The 21,801-nt window shown below is 33.8% G+C and carries 21 protein-coding genes; all 21 read left to right on the top strand.

The genetic code is table 11. The features are described from left to right. Positions 1-26: 26 nt before the first annotated feature. Positions 27-1,712: a DUF6909 family protein gene (locus tag V8G61_RS13685; RefSeq protein WP_394876433.1), complete on the top strand. Its 1,686-nt coding sequence runs from the start codon at positions 27-29 to the stop codon at positions 1,710-1,712. 4 nt (positions 1,713-1,716) lie between these two features. Then, on the top strand, positions 1,717-2,793 hold the full coding sequence (locus tag V8G61_RS13680) for a hypothetical protein (RefSeq protein ID WP_394876432.1): 1,077 nt from the start codon (positions 1,717-1,719) through the stop codon (positions 2,791-2,793). Positions 2,794-2,796: 3 nt separating this feature from the next. Further along, positions 2,797-3,840 carry a dTDP-glucose 4,6-dehydratase gene (rfbB, locus tag V8G61_RS13675; RefSeq protein WP_394876431.1) on the top strand — a complete coding sequence of 348 codons (1,044 nt, stop codon included), beginning with the start codon at positions 2,797-2,799 and terminating at the stop codon, positions 3,838-3,840. Positions 3,841-4,019: 179 nt separating this feature from the next. Then, positions 4,020-4,373, top strand: coding sequence for a four helix bundle protein (locus V8G61_RS13670; RefSeq protein WP_394876429.1), 354 nt, complete (start codon positions 4,020-4,022; stop codon positions 4,371-4,373). 179 nt (positions 4,374-4,552) lie between these two features. Continuing rightward, the gene (gene rfbA, locus V8G61_RS13665) at positions 4,553-5,422 is read left to right on the top strand and encodes a glucose-1-phosphate thymidylyltransferase RfbA (protein ID WP_394876428.1); all 870 of its coding nucleotides are present in this window, start codon (positions 4,553-4,555) and stop codon (positions 5,420-5,422) included. Beyond that, on the top strand, positions 5,419-5,976 hold the full coding sequence (gene rfbC, locus V8G61_RS13660; RefSeq protein ID WP_394876427.1) for a dTDP-4-dehydrorhamnose 3,5-epimerase: 558 nt from the start codon (positions 5,419-5,421) through the stop codon (positions 5,974-5,976). The genes rfbA and rfbC overlap by 4 nt, the downstream gene beginning before the upstream one ends. A 235-nt stretch (positions 5,977-6,211) precedes the next feature. After that, positions 6,212-7,081: a dTDP-4-dehydrorhamnose reductase gene (gene rfbD, locus V8G61_RS13655; RefSeq protein WP_394876426.1), complete on the top strand. Its 870-nt coding sequence runs from the start codon at positions 6,212-6,214 to the stop codon at positions 7,079-7,081. A gap of 92 nt (positions 7,082-7,173) precedes the next feature. Further along, complete coding sequence (gmd, locus tag V8G61_RS13650; protein WP_394876425.1) at positions 7,174-8,292, top strand: GDP-mannose 4,6-dehydratase; 1,119 nt, start codon at positions 7,174-7,176, stop codon at positions 8,290-8,292. 50 nt (positions 8,293-8,342) lie between these two features. Further along, positions 8,343-9,428 (top strand): GDP-L-fucose synthase family protein, encoded by a 1,086-nt coding sequence (locus V8G61_RS13645; protein ID WP_394876424.1) that lies wholly within the window; start codon positions 8,343-8,345, stop codon positions 9,426-9,428. A 39-nt stretch (positions 9,429-9,467) separates the two neighbouring features. Continuing rightward, entirely contained in the window at positions 9,468-10,487 is a 1,020-nt protein-coding gene (pseB, locus tag V8G61_RS13640) for a UDP-N-acetylglucosamine 4,6-dehydratase (inverting) (RefSeq protein WP_394876423.1), read from the top strand. After that, entirely contained in the window at positions 10,487-11,188 is a 702-nt protein-coding gene (gene pseF, locus V8G61_RS13635) for a pseudaminic acid cytidylyltransferase (RefSeq protein ID WP_394876607.1), read from the top strand. Before pseB ends, pseF begins: the two co-directional genes overlap by 1 nt. Before the next feature lies 1 nt (position 11,189). After that, the gene (locus V8G61_RS13630) at positions 11,190-12,089 is read left to right on the top strand and encodes a dTDP-4-dehydrorhamnose reductase family protein (protein ID WP_394876422.1); all 900 of its coding nucleotides are present in this window, start codon (positions 11,190-11,192) and stop codon (positions 12,087-12,089) included. After that, positions 12,076-13,140 (top strand): N-acetylneuraminate synthase family protein, encoded by a 1,065-nt coding sequence (locus V8G61_RS13625; protein WP_394876421.1) that lies wholly within the window; start codon positions 12,076-12,078, stop codon positions 13,138-13,140. The genes V8G61_RS13630 and V8G61_RS13625 overlap by 14 nt, the downstream gene beginning before the upstream one ends. Before the next feature lie 10 nt (positions 13,141-13,150). Further along, a complete protein-coding gene (locus V8G61_RS13620) occupies positions 13,151-13,684 on the top strand; it encodes a GNAT family N-acetyltransferase (RefSeq protein ID WP_394876420.1) in 534 nt (177 codons plus the stop codon). A 173-nt stretch (positions 13,685-13,857) separates the two neighbouring features. Then, the gene (locus tag V8G61_RS13615; RefSeq protein ID WP_394876418.1) at positions 13,858-15,072 is read left to right on the top strand and encodes a hypothetical protein; all 1,215 of its coding nucleotides are present in this window, start codon (positions 13,858-13,860) and stop codon (positions 15,070-15,072) included. Then, positions 15,059-16,273 carry a hypothetical protein gene (locus tag V8G61_RS13610; RefSeq protein ID WP_394876417.1) on the top strand — a complete coding sequence of 405 codons (1,215 nt, stop codon included), beginning with the start codon at positions 15,059-15,061 and terminating at the stop codon, positions 16,271-16,273. Before V8G61_RS13615 ends, V8G61_RS13610 begins: the two co-directional genes overlap by 14 nt. Positions 16,274-16,528: 255 nt before the next feature. Next, a complete protein-coding gene (locus V8G61_RS13605; protein ID WP_394876416.1) occupies positions 16,529-17,710 on the top strand; it encodes an O-antigen polymerase in 1,182 nt (393 codons plus the stop codon). Then, complete coding sequence (locus tag V8G61_RS13600) at positions 17,707-18,927, top strand: O-antigen ligase family protein (protein ID WP_394876415.1); 1,221 nt, start codon at positions 17,707-17,709, stop codon at positions 18,925-18,927. Before V8G61_RS13605 ends, V8G61_RS13600 begins: the two co-directional genes overlap by 4 nt. A gap of 8 nt (positions 18,928-18,935) precedes the next feature. Beyond that, a complete protein-coding gene (locus V8G61_RS13595; RefSeq protein WP_394876414.1) occupies positions 18,936-20,024 on the top strand; it encodes a glycosyltransferase family 4 protein in 1,089 nt (362 codons plus the stop codon). Next, entirely contained in the window at positions 20,025-20,594 is a 570-nt protein-coding gene (locus tag V8G61_RS13590) for a putative colanic acid biosynthesis acetyltransferase (RefSeq protein WP_394876413.1), read from the top strand. Next, positions 20,587-21,795, top strand: a complete 1,209-nt coding sequence (locus V8G61_RS13585; RefSeq protein ID WP_394876412.1) for a WcaI family glycosyltransferase — start codon at positions 20,587-20,589, stop codon at positions 21,793-21,795. Before V8G61_RS13590 ends, V8G61_RS13585 begins: the two co-directional genes overlap by 8 nt. Positions 21,796-21,801: the final 6 nt, after the last annotated feature.

Raw genomic sequence — 21,801 nt, 5'->3', positions numbered from 1 at the left:
ACTATCTTTGGCAAGAATATTTTAAGATGGCTAAAAAGAAATTACAAGGGAGAACACGGGCGCAGGAAAGTTCGAATGCCATTGAACGGATGTACATCACGATGCGTCATTTGTTTAACCGTGGGTTTTACAAACCTATGGGTGTTTCGGGGGAAACCTTGAGACAGTCTTTGCTCTTATTACGGCCTGAAATTTATGGTTCTATAGGTGAAGAAAAAGCAGAACTGGCGGGCTTGCATTATGTGGTAGACCGCTTACCGCAAGGGATTGAAGAATGTCGCTTTATAAACCTGACCAGTGATGAAGGCTACGCCTCATCGCATTTTAAACCCATTATCCCTGAAAAACGACGTCGGAACTGTTACCGTATTGATGCGGAGCAAATGAATATTGAAATTACACGTGGCCGTTCTGAGATCTACGATATCCTGACACACCTTACATTTTTATTCATCGAATCACATAAGATCAGTAATAAAGTTGTTATTAATGAAGATGGCGCGACGACCCGTGATTGGGTAAAGTTGGAAAATGCGGTATTAAAAAAGAAACTTACCCGTGAAGACCGTGAGGTAGCCATTACCCACATGGCAAATATTCTGGGGCATACCTTTAAAGAAATTACGGCGGTTTATAAAGATTTTGCGACACCTTCACAACCTGAGCGTCTCTTGCATTTGATCTATTGGTTAGGTAAATTAGCCATTGACGAACAGGTGAATGATAACAAACGTACGGTGACTTTCAGTCCGGTGTTGCGAGAGCGCATTGGGCATCATATACACGGAGAGATCTGGGCTGATAATATTAAAGACGTGTTGTTCAAAAACAATTTGATTGATCGACCGTTACATATTATAAGTGCCAACATGCATAGTGTGATGAATACCTTGTTCACACCTAAAGCCTTAAAAACAGAGGCAGAGAAAAAAGATGTATTTAAGGTCTATGAATCCTTAAGCAAAAAAGGAAATCAGGTCTTGAGAAATCGTGTGTATAAAGAAGGAGAAGAAAAAGGAATGATCTATATTGAAGATACTTCAGGAACGAATATCGATGTTCAAATATTTGATACAACGAAGATCGATCTGTCAGGACTGGATATTACCGTGAATGCAGAGGTAGTTCATGAGAAAAAACCGGTCATCCTGGTGATGGATTATGCCTTCGGAGAGCAGGCTTATGAGACTATTGATGAGCTATTGAAGCCCTACGGATTAAAAAAGAAAAAACACCATCTGAATGTGGACTCCGTTTCCATTATGGGAAAAGCCGGGATCTTAGAAGGTGGCAAAGGCGATATTATGATCCCTTCGGCACATATTTTTGAAGGCACGGCAGATAACTACCCCTTTAAGAACGAGTTGAAAAAAGCGGATCTGGAAGGAAAAGGTGTGGCGGTTTATGAAGGTACGATGGTCACGGTATTAGGGACCTCGTTACAGAATAAGGACATATTGAAGTTCTTTTATAACTCAACCTGGCAGGTTATTGGCCTAGAAATGGAAGGGGCGCATTATCAAAAGGCGATCCAGGCAGCAGCCAAAGTACGCAGTAGTATCAGTCCAGATGTAAAAGTACGCTACGCCTACTACGCCAGTGATAACCCATTAGAAACGGGGGCAACTCTAGCCTCCGGTGGTCTGGGAACCTCAGGGGTAAAACCCACCTATTTAATAACACGAACCATTTTAGAACAAATCTTAACATAATATAATGAGCAAGGAAAACCAACAACCACAAGCTTCAGAGGAAGTCGACTTAGGGCAGTTATTCAAGTTGATAGGAAATGCTTTCGACCGCTTTTTCAAATTTATAGCCAGTATTTTTATTGGGCTTTACAAAGTTGTATTACTATTTCTCATCCATATTTATAAACGTTTTGTCTGGTACGCCGGGGCGATCCTTATTGGGACGATAGCAGGTTTTATTATCGACATGAACTCTGATAAAATGTACGGTGCCAACATGTTTATAGAAACAAATTTTAATTCTGCTCGGCAGGTGTATGAGAATGTCAAGCAGTTCCATCAATTAGCGGAGGTCGATAAGGACACAGTTGAACTGGCAAAACGGTTTAATATCAGTCCAACGGAAGCCGCTAAACTCAAAGGGTTTTATATTGAGCCTGATTTGGATGAGAATAAAATAGCCGAGATGTATTCCGAATTTTATTTGAGGTTAGATTCCTTATCGCGTGCTACCATGACCTTTGATATTTATAAAGCGTCATTGAACTCATTCAATTTTAAAGTTCATAGAATAGGAGTGGCGTCCACGGATAAAACCATTTATAAAAAAATTGAAAAATATTTTACCGAGGAATTGGCTAATAATAGTTATTTAGAAGATCTTTTAGAGGTGAATACACAAAATTTGGAGCGCAGGGATAAGACGTTGTTAGAGCAGGTCCGAAAAACAGACTCTTTGGTTGATGCCTACCTTACTATTAGAATAAATGAATCGAATAAAGAACCCATACCCGGTTCGGGGACTAATTTGTACATGGGTGATGCCGAATCCGGTAATTTAGTGGTCGATGAATCTAAAATTATAGAAAAACGTCTGAATCTAGAAAATCAAAGACTTCAAGTGAATCTTGAAAAAGTTGAACAACAAAGCGTTGTGAATGTGCTCGCAGGTTTCCCTAAAACAGGATATGACATAAGTAAATGGCATGAGAAAATGAAGTTTACGCTCCCTATTGCTTTATTTTCATTAACGTTTTTATTATTCCTGTTTTTTGGCATCGGAAATTACCTGGAAAAAGAAAGTAAACAACAAAAGCTGTAATGCATGAAAATTTTGATAACAGGCGGCGCGGGGTTTATCGGTTCACATCTGATAAGCCTGTTTGTTAGCAAATATCAACAACACCAAATTTTTAATTTGGATGCCTTAACCTATGCCGGTAATCTGGAAAACCTAAAGGATGTTGAAGGAGAACTGAACTACAGCTTTATTCTTGGGGACATTATTGATCAGGGTTTTATAAACGCTCTGTTTAAAAAACATCAGTTTGATGCCGTGATTCATTTGGCTGCCGAATCGCATGTAGACCGGTCTATAAAAGATCCCTTGGCCTTCGCCAGAACCAATATTTTGGGCACTCTGAACTTATTGAATGCGGCTAGGGAATTCTGGAACGATGATCTTAAGGATAAATTGTTCTACCATGTGAGTACTGATGAGGTGTATGGGACTCTGGGTGAAACAGGTCTGTTTACTGAAACTACAGCTTACGATCCAAACTCACCCTATTCGGCCTCAAAGGCCAGTTCCGACCATTTTGTCCGCGCTTATGGTGAAACTTATGGTTTGCCCTATGTGATCTCTAATTGTTCTAACAATTACGGACCTAATCAGTTTCCTGAAAAATTGATCCCCTTATTTATTAATAACATCATTAATAACAAACCATTGCCTGTTTATGGTGATGGTAATTATACCCGGGATTGGCTCTATGTAATCGATCATGCCAGAGCTATCGATCTAGTGTTTCATAAAGGAAAAACCAAAGACACTTATAATATTGGAGGTTTCAATGAATGGAAAAATATCGATCTGGTGACCTTATTGTGCCAACAAATGGATGAGAAATTAGCCAGACCCAAAGGAAGTTCGGAAAAGTTAATCACGTATGTGAAAGACCGTCCTGGCCATGATCTCCGCTACGCTATCGATGCCTCAAAAATTAAAAAGGAATTAGGTTGGGAGCCTTCGGTGACCTTTGAAGAAGGTTTGTCTAAAACCATCGACTGGTATTTGGAGAATACAGAATGGCTGGAGCATGTGACTAGTGGTGCGTATCAGGAGTATTATAAGAAGCAGTATTTGTAAGGTTACGAGGTTAAGAGGTTATGGAGTTATGAAGTTACAAGGTGATACAGTTACACAGTTACAGAGTTACAGAGTTAAAGAGTTACAAGGTTACACAGTTACTAGATGATAAAGTTAGAATTGAAATGAAACGCTATAACCATATAACCGTTTAACCATATAACTTTATAACTATAAAAATGGAAAAAGTAAAGTCACATCAAGATTTGAGAGTTTGGCAGGAGGCTATGGATTTGGTTACTAAAGTTTATGAGTTGACTCAAGATTTTCCTAAAGACGAACTATACGGATTGACTTCACAAATTAGAAGATCAGCAGTATCCATATCGAGTAATATAGCAGAAGGTGCTGGTCGGAATGGAAATAAAGAGTTTTCAAGGTTTCTATTTATAGCCTTCGGTTCGCTTTCAGAACTGGAAACACAATTAGAAATTTCTTTACGACTTGGATACATCAAGGATACAGAAATGATAAATCAGAGTATTTATTTCATAAGAAATATGCTTTCAAAATTGATAAAAAGTATAAGTTGATTTGAAAAAGGTTGTAAAGTTCCAAGGTTATGAATTTAAAATTAAATAGAAACCATATAACTTTATAACCGTGTACCAATAACGAAGTTTAAAAGGTTATAAAGTTAAGAGGTTATATCGTGGTAATTGACATCAACTTTTAAGTCGTTATAACCATATAACCGTATAACAATTAAGAAATGAAAGGAATCATATTAGCCGGTGGCTCAGGAACAAGACTACACCCACTTACCCTAACGGTAAGCAAACAACTCATGCCCATTTATGATAAGCCGATGATCTATTATCCCTTATCGACTTTGATGTATGCCGGGATCAACGAAATCCTGATTATTTCCACGCCTAAGGATCTGCCGTTGTTTAAAGCTTTGTTAGGTGATGGAAAGAAATATGGCTGTCGTTTTGAATATGCAGTGCAAGAGGCTCCCAATGGTTTGGCAGAAGCTTTTATAATTGGCAAAGAATTTATTGGAGCTGATAAAGTAGCTTTGATCCTTGGAGATAATATCTTTTATGGATCTGGTTTGGCGAAACTTCTGCAAGCAAACAATAATCCTGATGGCGGCATTATTTACGCGTATCGGGTCCATGATCCGGAACGTTATGGTGTGGTTGAATTTAACACCGCAGGACAAGCAATTTCCATTGAGGAAAAGCCTAAAAAACCGAAGTCTAATTATGCCGTTCCAGGTATTTATTTTTATGATAATAGCGTGGTGGAAATTGCAGAAAACATTAAACCAAGCCCGCGTGGCGAGTTGGAAATCACGGATATCAATAAGGTATATTTGGACCAAGGGAAATTGAATGTGAGTGTTTTAGATCGTGGCACAGCCTGGTTAGATACGGGAACCTTCCAGTCCTTGATGCAAGCAGCGCAGTTCGTTGAAGTTATTGAAGAGCGACAAGGGCTCAAAATAGGCGCTATTGAGGTGGCTGCTTATGAGATGGGCTATATAAACGAAAAACAATTTAAAGCTCTAGCGAAACCTTTGATGAAAAGTGGTTACGGGAAAAATCTTTTGGGTGTATTAAAGCAAAATAAATGATTGTAAAAGAAACCAAATTAAAAGGCTGTTTCATAATTGAACCGCAAATTTTTGAGGATAAACGCGGTTATTTTTTTGAAAGTTACAATCAACAGGACTTTAATGATGCAACAGGCCTTGAGGTTGATTTTGTGCAGGATAACGAGTCATATTCTACTAAAGGCGTGTTACGGGGCTTACACTTTCAAAAAGGAAAATATGCTCAGGCAAAATTACTGCGTGTCATTAAAGGCCGCGTTTTGGATATTGCCCTAGACCTAAGGAAAAACTCAGCAACTTTTGGCCAAAATGTTACTGTAGAACTCTCTGAAACGAATAAAAAACAGTTGTTTGTCCCACGTGGCTTTGCCCATGGTTTCATCGTGTTAAGTGACACGGCTATTTTTTCCTATAAATGTGATAATTACTATAATAAGGCCTCTGAAAGCGGCATTATTTATAATGATAAGGATCTTAATATCGACTGGAAATTACTCGAAGAAGACATAATCATCTCTGAAAAAGATATGCAATTACCAACGTTCAAAGAATACTGTCATTCAGACGGAGCGTAGCGGAGGAAGAATCTCCCCATACCGTCATTACGAGGAGTGAAACGAGGTGGTAATCTCTTGATTTGAAAACCTATGTCATTCAGACGGAGGGCCTTGCCCGCCAGAAGAATCTCCCCATACCGTCATTACGAGGAGGAACGACGAAGTAATCTTTTAAATTGAAACCACATGTCATTCAGACGGAGCGCAGCGGAGGAAGAATCTTTTTAAAAAACGATTAATTAAAAAAAACAAAATGCCTCAAAACCCTTCAATTAAAACCAAAAACATCCTGGTCACCGGAGCTAATGGCCAATTAGGGCTGTGCATCAAAGACCTTCAGGAAAAATACCCTGATTTAAGGTTTATTTTCTCGGATTACTTGGATTTAGATATTACGGATCTTGGTCAGGTTCAACAATTTTTCAAAACAAACAATTTGGATTATTGTGTCAATTGCGCGGCCTATACAGCAGTAGATAAGGCTGAAACGGAAAAAGAAGCAGCCTTCAACATAAATGTAACCGGAGCCAAAAATCTCGCTATGGCTTGTGAAGCCAATCTTGTTGTTTTAGTCCACATTTCGACAGACTTTGTTTTTGATGGCACGAGTAACAGGCCATATAAAGAAACAGATGCCCCAAACCCCTTGAGTGTTTATGGAAAAACAAAACTAGAAGGGGAACTAGCGATTCAAAACAATTTAAAAGAACATTTTATTATTCGAACCTCCTGGTTATATTCAGAACACGGAAATAACTTTGTAAAAACCATGCTGCGATTAGCTAAAACCAAAGATGAAATTAGCGTAGTTTCCGACCAAATAGGTTCTCCCACCTATGCTGGTGATCTGGCTGAGGTAATTATCAGAATCATACTCAGAGGCTCCAATGATTATGGTGTTTACCATTTTTCTAATGAAGGCGAAATAAGCTGGTATGATTTTGCTACAGCTATTTTTGAGCAAGGTAAAAAAGAGATTGAGGTGAAGCCCATAAAAACAGAATCCTATCCAACTGCAGCTAAAAGACCAAAATTTAGTGTATTAGACACTTCAAAAATTAAGAATATTTTAAAAATTGAAGTGCCATTTTGGCGAAAGCACATAAATAAGGCAATGAAGTAATAAAAGTAACACAAACCTTGTTGAACTTAGCAATTATATTACTTTTGCAAAGTGACCTTAACACGGTATTCTAATAACAAACACAAACAGAAATGAATAAAAAAGTTGCACTGATCACAGGAGTTACCGGGCAGGACGGCGCCTATTTAAGTGAGTTTCTTTTAAAAAAAGGTTATGAGGTACATGGTATTAAAAGACGGTCCTCCTTGTTCAATACGGATCGAATAGATCATTTATATCAGGACCCCCATGTAGAAGACCAAAATTTCTTTTTGCATTATGGTGATCTAACGGATAGCACGAACTTAACCCGTATTATTCAGGAAGTGCAGCCGAATGAAATTTACAACCTAGCGGCGATGAGCCACGTCCATGTGTCGTTTGAAATGCCCGAATACACAGCTAATGCTGATGGTATAGGCACATTAAGACTTTTAGAAGCGATTCGTTTGTTAGGCCTGGAGAAAAAAATAAGAATTTATCAAGCGTCTACCTCCGAACTTTATGGGAAAGTTCAGGAAGTGCCGCAAACGGAAACAACACCATTTTATCCGCGAAGTCCTTATGCGGTTGCCAAGATGTATGCCTATTGGATCACGGTTAATTATCGGGAAGCCTATGGGATTTATGCCTGTAATGGGATTTTATTCAACCATGAATCTCCTATACGTGGGGAGACCTTTGTTACCAGAAAAATTACGAGGGCGACGTCAAAAATAGCTTTGGGCTTACAGGATAAAATTTTCTTGGGCAACTTAGATGCGCAACGCGATTGGGGCCATGCTAAAGACTATATTCGCATGATGTGGATGATCTTACAGGCTGATGAACCTGAAGACTGGGTGATTGCAACAGGGAAAACAACACCGGTTAGGGATTTTGTAAAGATGTGTTTTGCACATGTAGGGATGGAATTAGAATTTAAAGGAACAGGAGCCGAAGAAAAAGGATTTATTAAATCCTGTTCGAATCCTAAATATCAATTAGAAATAGGTAAAGAAGTTATCGCAGTTGATCCTAAATATTTCAGACCGACTGAAGTCGATTTGCTCATAGGAGACGCTACGAAAGCTAAGGAGAAATTAGGCTGGATTCCCAAGTATGATCTACAAGCTTTAGTTGAGGATATGATGACGAGTGATATTAAGTTGATGGAGCAGCAAAATTATCTTAAAGATGGTGGTTACCAAATTAAAAATTATTTTGAATAATACAGGCTTTATTGCAAAGTGAGAATAACTGAAGCAATCTCTAAAAAATTATGCAAAAAGACTCCAAGATCTATATAGCCGGGCACCGTGGTTTAGTAGGAAGTGCCATTTTAAAAAACCTAAATCAAAAAGGGTATAAGAACATTGTTACGCGCACGCACAAAGATCTTGATCTAACGAATCAAGAAGCGGTCGCCGAATTTTTTTCTAATGAAAAACCAGAATACGTGTTCTTAGCCGCTGCAAAAGTGGGTGGTATTGTGGCGAACCATATATACCGTGCAGATTTTATTTATGAGAATATGATGATCCAAAATAATGTGATTCATCAAAGCTACGTTCATAAGGTTAAAAAGCTATTGTTTCTGGGAAGCACCTGTATTTACCCTAAGAACGCCCCGCAACCTATGAAGGAGGAGTATTTGCTAACAGATGTTTTAGAATACACCAATGAGCCCTATGCCATTGCCAAGATTGCGGGCATTAAAATGTGCGAGAGTTATAATTTGCAATATGGTACTAATTTTTTGTCGGTGATGCCAACCAATTTATACGGGCCAAATGATAATTTTGATCTCGAAAAATCGCATGTTTTACCAGCCTTAATAAGAAAAATGCATTTAGCAAAACTACTTTCGGAGACAAAATACGATGAGGTTATTAAAGATTTAGGTGTTAATTTAATCGAAGAAGCCCGGGACTATTTATCAAAATTTGGCGTTTCAGAGGATAGCGTAGAGATCTGGGGTTCTGGAAAACCGAAACGGGAATTCTTATGGAGTGAGGATATGGCAGATGCCTCTGTGTTTATTATGGAAAACAGAGATTTTAGTGATTGTCACCCTGAACTTTCATGTCATTCTGAACTAGTTTCAGGATCTTTTTCCAAAGGAGCAGAAATCCGCAATACACACATTAACATAGGAACCGGTGTTGATATTTCAATTAAGGAATTGGCTGAAATTATTAAAAATACTGTAGAGTATAAAGGTGATTTGGTATTTAATACGAATAAACCGGATGGGACTATGCGTAAATTAACTGATGTATCGAAGCTTAATGGATTGGGTTGGAAATTCAAAACTGAGTTAGACTCTGGAATAAAAGAGCTCTATAAACTTTACATCGGTAAATAAATTCAAATAAATAAATTATTTTAATTAAAAGAGGAAAAAATGTTCAATTTAAGCGGAAAATCAATATTAATTACTGGGGGTACAGGTTCTTTAGGAAAGGCCTTAACAAAACATATACTAACAAAATCGCCTGAATTGAGGCGATTAATTATTTTTTCAAGAGATGAGCAAAAGCAATTTCAAATGGCTCAGGAGTTCTCTATTGATAAATATCCTCAAATTAGATATTTCATAGGTGATGTAAGAGATAAAGAAAGACTAATTCGAGCCTTTCAGGGAGTTGACTATATTATTCATGCGGCAGCAATGAAACATGTTCCCATTGCTGAATACAACCCTGATGAGTGTATTAAAACAAATATAGGAGGAGCGGAAAATGTAGTAGATGCCTGTTTAAAAACAAATGTAGAAAGAGTGGTAGCTCTATCTACAGATAAAGCTTGTGCACCAATAAATCTTTACGGAGCAACAAAGCTTACTTCGGACAAATTATTTATTGCTGCTAACAATATAAAAGGTAATAACCCCATCCGATTTTCAGTTGTTCGCTATGGAAATGTTATGGGGTCAAATGGCTCTGTGATACCCTTCTTTATCAAGAAGAAGAAACAGGATAAAATTCTGCCTATAACAGATCCTAACATGACGCGATTCAATATATCGCTTCAAGGTGGCGTTGATATGGTCATGCATGCCCTTGAAAATGCATGGGGAGGTGAATTATTCGTTCCTAAAATCCCGTCCTATAGAATTACTGACGTAGCCGAAGCTATAGGTCCAGATTGTGAAAAACCCATAGTTGGTATTCGTCCGGGTGAAAAAGTACATGAAGAAATGATAACTGCATCGGACTCCTTTTACACCTATGATTTGGGGAAATACTATACGATTATTCCGGCGACACATCGTTGGAGTTTGGAGGAATTCATAGATACATTCAATGCTAAAAAAGTAGACCAGGGCTTTAGTTATAATTCGGGACAAAATGAAGAATGGGAGACAGTAGAAAACCTTCGGTTACTAATAAAAAAACACGTTGATTCTACTTTTGAATTGTGATGAGAAGAGTTGCCATAATTCCAGCAAGAGGAGGAAGTAAACGTATTCCTCGAAAGAATATTAAGTCCTTTTGTGGAAAACCTATTCTTGCCTATTCTATCGAGGCGGCTTTAAAATCTAACTTATTTAATGAGGTAATGGTTTCAACTGATGATCCAGAAATAGCAGATGTAGCAAAAAACCTTGGAGCAAAAGTGCCTTTTTTAAGAAGTGTCAAAAGCTCAAATGATTATGCTACTACTTTTGATGTTCTGGAGGAGGTACTTAGTAGTTATTCTAAGCAAAATATTTGTTTTAACCAGGGATGTTGCATTTATCCTACAGCCCCATTCACAACGCCGGCTAAATTAATAAAGTTTTTCAACTATCTAGACGTCTCAAATTTTGACTGTGTTTTCCCTGTTGTAAAATACAGTTATCCGATCCAAAGAGCTTTAAAACTCGATGAATCGAATAAAATGAGTATGGTCTCGCCTGAAAACATAGTTGCAAGATCACAAGATTTAAGTAATTCTTATCATGATGCAGGTCAGTTTTATTGTTTTAAAATTGATAAATTGTTGGAGGCTAAAAGTTTATGGACTGAAAATACGGGGGCTTTCGAGATTAAAGAAATGGAAGTTCAGGATATTGATAATATTGAAGATTGGGAAATAGCAGAATTTAAGTATAAATTACTACTTGAAAAAAACGCAATTTAAAATGAAAAAGAGAGTACTGATAACTGGGGCTACGGGAATGTTAGGAGCCACCTTAGTAGAAACTTTTCAAAATAATTATGAAGTTTTTGCAACCGGATCAAGTTCAAACTCTCTCGAACATATAAAAAACTACTTTAAATTTGATTTAGGTAACTCAAACTTTTTCGAACTTATTGATTGGGCAAAACCAGACATTGTTATTCACTGTGCTGCATTAACTAATGGAAATTATTGTGATAAAAACCCAGAGGAGGCTTTAAAAATAAATGGATTGTCGTTAAAAAAAATCGCTGAGACAGTTTCCAAAAGGACACATGTTATTTACATATCTACTGATGCTGTTTTCTCAAATAGCATGCATAAAGCAACTGAAGACAATACGGTTAAACCAGAAAGTGTATATGGTAAATCTAAAGAACTAGGGGAGTTCTTTTTAAATTATTCTGATATTAATTACACGATTGTTAGAACGACAATCGTTGGTTTAAATCGAAATAAAAATAAACAAGGCTTCGCTGAGTGGATAATTAATTCCTCAAAAGCGAAAAATGAAATTACACTATTTGAAGACGTTCTTTTTAACCCTATTTCCATATGGAATTTTGCGGAACAATTAGAATATATTGCTAAAAACCAAGGCTTATTTAATAGAAAAACATTTCATGTTTCTGGCAGCGAATTTTGTACAAAATATGATTTTGGAATGAAATTATTGAACGAACTAGATCTGCCTACAGAAAGCGTAAAAAAAGGAAAAATCTTAGAATTTTTGGGTAGGGCTAAGCGTAGTACAGACCAAACGTTGAATTGCAGCCTGTATGAAAAAATAGCGGGCAAAAAACTCCCAGACCTAAAGAAAACAATTCAAGAAATTAAACTACACTACAATGAAAAGTATTAAACTAGGAAGAAAAACTATTAATGAGAATTCTCTTTACTTTATAGCTGATATAGGAGCAAACCACAATGGTTCCATAGATAAAGCAATTGAATTAATACACTTAGCTAAGGCTTCGGGTGCAGATGCTGCCAAATTTCAAAACTTTCAGGCTAATAAAATTGTTAGTAAAAAAGGATTTGATGCTATGCAGGGGAAACTTTCACATCAATCAAAATGGAAAAAAAGTGTGTTTGAAGTTTATGAGGATGCTAGTATTAATAAAAAATGGACCGAAATACTAAAAAAAGAATGTGATAAAGTAGGGATTGATTACTTTACAAGTCCATACGATTTTGAGTCGGTTGATTTGGTAGATCCTTATGTTGATTTATACAAAATTGGATCAGGGGATATTACTTGGCTTGAAATTATTGAATACATTTTGGATAAGAAAAAGCCAACTTTAATAGCAACTGGAGCCTCGGAAATGTCAGACGTAGAAAGGGTGATGGATCTAGCTTTGAGTAAATCAAATGACATTGTTTTGATGCAGTGCAATACAAATTATACCGGGAGTCAAGAGAATTTCAAATACTGTAATTTGAATGTTTTGAAGGCATATAAAAACAAATATCCTAATGTTGTTTTAGGCCTTTCTGATCACACATCCGGACATGCTACAACACTTGGAAGTATAGCTTTGGGGGCAAGAGTTATCGAAAAGCATTTTACAGACAACAACGATCAGGAGGGGCCAGACCATGCCTTTGCTATGAATCCTCAAAGTTGGAGAGAAATGGTGGATAGGTCTTATGAGTTAATTGCTGCTTTAGGAGACGGTATAAAACGAGTAGAACCAAATGAAGAATTGTCAAAAGTGGTTCAACAAAGGTGTTTAAGAGTCAACAAAGATCTTAAAAAAGGGGACATAGTCAAAAAAGAAGATATTATTGTGCTAAGACCTATTTCTGAAGGAGGTTTTAAACCCTATGAAATAAATAAAGTTGTCGGGAACTCATTAAAAACTGATGTTGAATCTGGAGACCATTTAACTCCAGATAAATTTAAATAAAGGTGTAATTATGATTAAAGGAAATAACATTGGGCTAAGAGCCGTTGAAAAAGAAGATCTAATATTATTCAGGGATTGGAGAAATATAGAAGAATTCAGAAAAAACTTTAGAGAGGTAAGGGAGTTATCTTTAGCAGACCAAGAGAAATGGTTTGAGAGTCTACAGCAAACTAAACATATTAACTTTATGTTTACAATTGTGGACTTAAAGAACAATGAGCCCATTGGGGCAGCAGGATTATTATATATTAACTGGATAATTCGCTCTGCTGATTTTTCCTTTTATATCGGTAAAGATCAACTTTATATTGGTAATGACGGCAAAGCCGAGGAGGCTACAAAATTATTAATAGATTATGGTTTTAATAACTTGAATTTGAATAAAGTATGGATGGAACTCTATGAGTTTGATAATCAAAAAATTAAATTTTTCACTGAAAAATTTAACTTTAAAAAGGATGGGGTTTTACGTCAAAACTGTTTTGAAAAAGGCAAATATTGGGATTCTTATCTTTTTTCCTTATTACAGAATCAAACCGAATAAATATTTAAATTCACAATTTTCTTTTTATTACTAACTCCAACTCATTGGAGTTTATCAAAAAAATAAACTTATTTGGATTAGAGAGCTGAAATTATCTTAAAAAAAGAATATTTTTTGTCACATTCATTTTATTGTTAGTTAAATTTTTCCTTCAAAACAAAAAGCTAAAAAACATGGGTAAAGTACTTTATTTTGATAATTGGGACAAGGGCTATCGCAATTTTTTAAGATTAGATTCAGAGTTTAAAAAAAATGGGTTTTCTACCTTAATGCTTCATACCTCTTCCTTAACAAACAGAGATATCCAACCAGAAATTGAAGTTTGTGGTCTAAAAGTTCGAGATATAATGTATTACAAAACATTTAGGTTAAAAAAGATCATTTCGATAGAAAAGCCTTCAGTTATTATAATTTTAAATTTATCATTCATTTTGGACAGGGCAATCGTTAAAATTTGTAAAGATTTAAATATTAGTATTTTTTATTTGGCTCATGGAAAATTAATAGCCTTAGAAAGTGTGAACAAAGTTAAATCTGTTTTGGGAGAAAAAAAATTATTATCAAAAATTAACAAGAAAAATCTTTTTTCGATTTACAACTATATTTTAGGAAGAAAAAATCCAATATCAATAGTTACTTTTTTAAAAAATATTATCAAACATCCACTTGAGTTTACAACATTGCCTAAATATTGTCCAGATCTTGATGTAACCAAATCATTTGTTTATTATCAGTCTGACTATGAATTGATGACCGAAGAGTTTGGTTTTCCTAGAGATAAAGTTGTTGTTGTAGGGAACCCTGAGTTGGATGTTTTTTCTAATACTCCCATAATAAATAGAAAATTATTTTTAGAAGATTTAAAGATTAAAGCCAGTAATTATGTGGCTTATATAGATGATGGGCTTTCATTTACCCATAACTGGGATATGGAAAAGTGGATGACTTTCATGATGGAAATTAATGAAATAATAAAGAAGAACTCTTTAGAACTCGTGGTTAAATTACACCCAAGAAGAAACATTAGTGGTTATGAATCTTTTTTTGAGGAGCAAAATATTAAATATTTTAAAGACATTGACTTCAAAAATTATCTTTTTCACTCTTTGTTTGTCTTAAGCCATTTCTCTTCCGTTATTGTTTACGCTTTAATCCTTAATAAAAAAGTAAAATCTCCAAGATGGGGATTATCAAAGGGATTGGTAAGGCAATATCCAGAAGATGTAGTAGAGTACTTTTCACATAAAGAGTACTTTGAAACTAGTATTTTTAATATTGAAGTGAATAAGGATTTGGTTAAAAATTATCTTTATAATTCTATTGGAGTAGTTGATGGGAATAGTGTTGATAGAATTATTAATGAAATCTTAAAAAATGTTAAGAGTTAACAGAAATGTTTTAATTTCGATAAAGTACATCTTGGTTTCAGGAGCATCAAAAGGGTTAAATTATTTACTGCTTTTATATTTTGCTATTAGTGCCTATTCCGACCGATATATTACAATATTACTTTTACTTTCCCTTGAGCAAATTTTAAGTTTATTATTACCTTTAAATCACTCCACTTTAATTTATTCGAAAGAAATAACTGACTATAAATTGATGGCAAATAAAATGACAACAAATTCAATATTAGTTGTTCTTTTTTTCTTTTTTATTTCCTTTATTTTTGAAGAGCAGATTTCAAATTATTTTCAAACTCAAAACCTTATTGTTTTTTTTAGTCTGTTTTCGAGCATGTTAATAAATTCTTATTTGTTTTTTTTAACTAATTATTATAAAATGATTGAACAGCATGAAAATGCTCTTAAGGTTCAAGCTTTTTTTTTAATTTCCTTTCTAACTATTATATTATTTACAATTTTTTTAAAAGATATAGTGCTTGCGTTTTTTCTAGGAAAAGCAATAGGATTAGTAATAATTATTCTTATTTTAAGAAGACTTAATCTTTTAGGGTTTAATTTTGGAATCAAATTTCTAAGTAAAAATGATTTGAAAGCAGTTTTCAATTTGTTTTCGGTAAGTGCTCTTGGATGGTTATCTGGTTGGGGAATATTGAATTTTTCTAAACTATATTCACCCCAAGACGAGCTTTTAAAAGTGGGATATATTTTAAACCTTTTCAATGTATTTTTACTTTTGAGTATTGGGATAAATTCAATATATGCGCCCTTGATAAAAAAGGAATTATCAATTAAAAATTATAAGATTTCAAAAAAAATAAAATTAAAAACTCTGTTCATTTATTTAATAATAGCATTTACAGTTTATCTTTTTTATTTGGTTCTGATTAAAATAGATTTTAATTTTAACGATAAAACTAATTCAATTATTTCTACTATACCCTACGTTATTTTATTAATGATATTTAATGCTTTAAACTGGGTAATCCAACCATTTTATTTAATTAACAATAAATTTAAAACCTATAATATCATTAATATTTTGTCATTTTCAATTTGGGTTTTGATTGTTGTAATTTCGATGTATTTTGGATATAAAAATTTTATTTTTTTCTTACTTCTAATTCATTTTATTAAAAGTGTTTTAGCCTTCGCATATGCAGAAAAGTTCTATTTAAATCGATAAATTCTATTTTAAAGTTAAAGCATGAAACTAAAACACATCATAACATTTTTATATTTAGTTCTTAGTTTACCGCTTTTTTTGTTCTTAAAATTAGAGCCTTTAATATGGGCGTCGTTTTTCATAAACTTTCTTTTTTTAACATATATCACAAACTACCACCTAAATTCTGAGAATCAATTTTCTCCGTTTTTAACTTCCTATATTGTTTTTAATTACTTGTTTTTTTTGATATCACCGATGATTCAAATTGATTCTATGGATGAAACCAAAATGCATTTTCCAAACCTTTTTCCTTATGAACCCTGGAGCATCGTGTCAATCAACTTCTTAATTCTTCTTTTTAATTTGGTTTTCTTTTACTGTTATGTTTTGTTTAAAAAAAGGATAGTTAAAAAAATCAACCAATTAACTATAGATAGAAAAGTAGAGAACTATTTTACGCCCTTGGTAATATTAGTTTTGTGTTGTTTTTCTATAATTATAGTTTTATCAAATTTTAACTATTTAATTAATGAGTTAGTGAAATCAGTTTATTTTAATGCGGAAGGCTCGATAGCAGATCTTTTGATAAAAAAGAAGGTTTTGTTTTTCGTTCCTTTAGGGGCAATAGCAATTACTTATAAGTATTTGAAAAGTAAAAATAAACTAACCGCAAACTCTTTTATTGTATTATTCATATTTTTCATTTTAGTAGCCTTGTTGATGGTTTTAAAAAACCCTTTAACTGAAAAAAGAAATGCGCTTGGACCAATATATATCACTTTAATTTACCTCTTTTACCCTAAATTATTAAATACCAATGTAAAGTTTTTTTTGTTTTTATTTGTAGCAATGATAGTTGCATTTCCACTAATTTCTTCAATTACTCATCTAAATGCAAGTCTTTCTGAAATCATTAGAAATCCAGAAATATTTACTAACACTTTTATCGACTCAGGACATTTTATTAAAGTATTTAACTCTCTCAATTATGATGCGTATGCTAATATTTTAGCTACGGTTGAATATACAAAATCGTATGGGCTTTCATTTGGATATCAGCTTTTAGGGGTTATATTTTTTTTTATTCCTAGAGCATTTTGGGTGTCAAAACCTATTTCTACTGGCAAAGTAATTGGCAACTATCTAATAGATAAATTTAATTTTGGAGATGGAACGTTTAATAACTTATCGAATCCTCTAGTCTCAGAAGCCTATATTAATTTTGGAATTTTCGGAATTTTAATAACAGCTTTGACTTTTGCATTAATTTGCGTAAAATTTCTTGGGTGGTTAAGGTCTGGCGATTCCTTGAAAGAGTTTATAGCTTTCTATTTTTCGGTACATTTAATTTTTTTGTTGAGAGGTGATCTATCAAACGGCATAGCATATTTTATTGGACCGCTCATAGCAGTTTATATTCTCCCTAAAATCATTTACAAATTATTAAGGATATGAAGGGGTTCTATTATAAGAGTTTAGGGATTAAATGTTTTCTGATTGGAATATTTGTTTTCGCAGTTTCTTTGCTTTTACCATTTAACTTGAGAAATATTTCAACTATCTCCTTTGCACTCTCTATTTTTTTTTTAATTGTTCAAAACAACAATTTAAAATTTTCGAATCCAAAACTGTTAATAATAAATCTACTTTTTTTTGTGATTGTTTTGGTCAGCTTAAGCTATTCTGACAACAAGAATTTGGGGTTTAATAGACTATCAGTAATAATTCCACTGATTATAATTCCGCTTTGTTTTAGTTTGGTCGAAAGTAAATCTAAGGGAATTATTGAAAAACATTCAAAAAATATTGTTGGGATCTTTATTGTTTCATTAGTTATTTTTCATCTAACTATATTTTTTCATAATTATTTAAATGGTTATCTAAATAAGTCTATTTTTTTACACTATCCTCAAAGGATGAATGTTGGATATCAAGATTATTCAATGCATCCTATTTATATGTCTCTATATGTTAGTGTGGCTATGATTTTGTTAATTCCAATAGCTGAAAAGGCTAAAAGTTATTTTCAAGTGGCCTTGGTTTTAAGCAGTCTATTGTTTTTATCCATAATTTTATTAATGCTAGCCAGAAAGGGGCCTATAATTGTTACTTTTTCAATTTTATTGATTTATTTTCTTTCAAGGCCAAAAAAAATAGAGGCCTTAATAATTTTAATTTTTGGTTTTACAACCGTATTTTCGATTTTTTATAACACCATTCCTTTGAAAGTTCGGTTCCTTGAATTTTGGGATTCTGTATTTAATAACTATAATCAATTAGGCTCTACCTCAATTAGGTTTCGATTAATAGATTGTTCTATTTCTAATATAAAAGAAAGAGCGTTTTTCGGTTTTGGGATAGGTGGTTCTAAAGAAGTTTTAAGCGAATGTATATCAAATAATGAAAATATTTTCAAAGGTAATTATTATAACACACACAATCAGTATCTGAGCGCTTGGTTGGCTGCAGGATTGCCTGGAATTTTAAGTTTGGTTTTCATGCTTTTTTATAATTTAAGAAAATCGATTATTCAAAAAAATTTTACAGCATTTTCTATATTAACCTTATTTATAACCATTATGTTTACTGAAAACATATTGGAAAGACAGGACGGGATTTTAATTTTTTCGTTTTTTATTAACTTTTTCGCTTTTAAAACATTCAAAAAATAATTCTGTAAATGTATAATATATTAATTGTGGGTCCACTACCAGAACCGACTACAGGAGTTTCTCTAGCCAATAAGGTGGTTTTTGAGGGTTTAACTCGAATGGATAATTTTAGTGTTGATGTCATAAATACATCCTATAACAAATTCGACGAAAACCTAGGGGTCTTCTCTTTTTCAAAGGCTTTTTTTTATTTAAAGATTAATTTTTATGCATTTAAAATTTTAAATGTTGATAAGGTTTATATCACGCCGGGCCAAACTTTTTTCGGGGTTTTAAAATACGGGTTGTTTATAGTTTTATCGCGATTATTTGGAAAAGAACTTATCATTCATGTTCACGGTAACTATTTAGGGAAAGAGTTTGCCCAAGTAAAAGGTCTTAAGAAAAGAATCTTAAGGTATTTTTTAAAAATGACATCCAAAGGAATTGTTTTGTCGGAGTCGTTAAAAGGAAATATGGCTCCTTTTGTTGGGAATGATCAAATTTTTGTTTTGTATAATTTTGTTGAAGATTATTTGTTTTTAAAAGATGAAAACCAGGTTCCTTTAAATGGGGGAAGTGGTAAGGTGAAAATTATTTTCCTAAGTAATTTAATGGAAGAAAAAGGGATATTCGATCTGTTAGAGGCTTTAACAAATCTCGAAGAAGAAGGTTTTGATTTTAAAGCAAAAATTGCGGGAAATATAGATTCTAAGCATTCAGAAAAGCTTAGCAATTATTTTGATAAGTTAAAAAACACCGAATATTGTGGGGTGGTATCAGGGAAAGCTAAAAAAGATTTGCTATTCTGGGGAAATATTTTTGTGCTACCAACTTACTATGAAATGGAGGGTCAACCTATATCGATTTTGGAGGCCATGGCAACTGAAAATTTAATATTGACCACAGAGCATGCTGGAATCCCTGATATATTTAAAGACCGAGTTAATGGTTATTATGTGGACAAAAAAAGCCCAAAAAGTATTGTAGATAAAATAAAATTAAGCTCTGACCCAATAATAAGTCAGTCGATTAGAGAATATAACGGCTCTATTGCTAATAAAAAATATAAACAGGATCATTTTATTGGCTCATTTATACAAATTGTCGAAAGCTAAATGAGAAGAAACAACGGAACTAATTTTCAAAATTTAAACCTCTACAGAACTCCAAATGATTTTCGGGGAAAATCGAAATTTACAGTTCAGTTTTGGTGGGTAATCTATGCACTTTTTTTCAGAACTTCACCTCAGGTGTTTTATGGATGGCGACGCTTTTTATTGCGATGTTTTGGTTCAAAAATCGGCAAAGGTGTAATAATTAGGCCTTCTGTACAAATTACTTACCCCTGGAAAGTATCTATAGGTGATTATAGTTGGGTTGGAGACGACGTAGTTTTATATTCTTTAGGGGAAATTCAAATTGGAGCAAATTCAGTTATATCACAAAGAAGTTATATTTGCACAGGTACTCATGATTATACCAAAAGCAACTTCCCTATCTATTCAAAAAAAATAGTAATAGATAATGGGTGTTGGATTGCTACTGATGTTTTTGTAGGTCCCGGTATAACTATTAAAGAAGGAACCGTAGTCGGAGCTAGAAGCTCTGTTTTTAAAGACCTAGACTCATTTTCAATTTACGCGGGATCGCCTGCTAAATTTATAAAGAAACGAACTATTGAGTAAAAAAATAACAATTATTGGCATTAACTATTACCCTGAAGATAGTGCAATAGGCCTTTACACGACTCAAAAGGCAGAGTATTTGGTCAAACACGGATTTGAGGTTACGGTAATAACTGGGTTTCCTTATTATCCGCAATGGAAAATATGGGATGCGTATAGGGAAAAGCCTTCTTTTTTTACAGAAATGATTAATGGGGTACGTGTTATTAGAAGCAAGCAGTATGTTCCCATAAATCCAACATTTTCTAAACGTCTAGTACACTTGATAAGTTTTACTTTTGGAAATTTTATAAACCTTTTTAAGGTTTCAAAGCCAGATATTATTATATCCATAATTCCTTTTACAACTTCAGCTTTTTTAGGCTGGTTATTAAAATTAAGGTATAAATCAAAATTGTGGGTTCATATTCAAGATTTTGAGTTTGATGCAGCCATGGAATCAGGCCTATTAAAAGGAAATAAAAAATTTATTTTTAGAGCCTTAATGTGGGTGGAGAAAAAAGTATTAAATAAAGCAGATACAGTTTCTACCATAAGCCACGGTATGATTAAAAAGTTAAATGAGAAAACCAATGTAAAGTCATACTATTTAACTAATTGGATTGATGTTACCTTATTTAACAATCAGGATAAAAATGTCCACTCGTATTTAAATTCTGATAAGTTTAAAATATTGTATTCTGGGAATGTTGGAGCGAAGCAGGATTGGAAACTTTTTGTTGAATTTATCGAAGAAATTAAAACCCTTTCGAATCTTGAGGTGGTTTTAGTGGGAGAAGGAGCTGAAAAAGAGAATGTCGTAGCAAGTTTAAAAAAATTTAAATTTGTAAAACATTATAATCTAGTTCCTTTTGAAGACCTGCCAATTTTGTTAGCTAGTGCCGACCTACACGTATTATTTCAAAAAAGGGATGTGGTAGATACTGTGATGCCTTCTAAATTACTTGGTATGATGGCAAGCGGCAAGCCTTCCATCGTTACCGGTAATGAAAAAAGTGAAGTTGCGACTGTTCTAAAAGATTCCGGAGGAGGTTTTTATTTTGACGGAACTTCAATAAGTGATATCGTTAGAAGTGTTAAAGACCTAAAAGAAAATAAAGCCCTAAAGGAGTCTTTAGGTAATAATGCTAAAAAGTATGTTGAGGAAAAGTTTTCTCAGCAAAAAGTTTTAAATAAGTTTGTTAAAGAATTGGTTAAGTGAAATTAA

The organism is Gaetbulibacter sp. M240, assembly GCF_043876815.1.
In the GTDB taxonomy this organism is placed as follows: domain Bacteria; phylum Bacteroidota; class Bacteroidia; order Flavobacteriales; family Flavobacteriaceae; genus Gaetbulibacter_A.
Note: the sequence above shows the minus strand (reverse complement) of the source record. Positions and strands in the feature narration are given on the sequence as shown.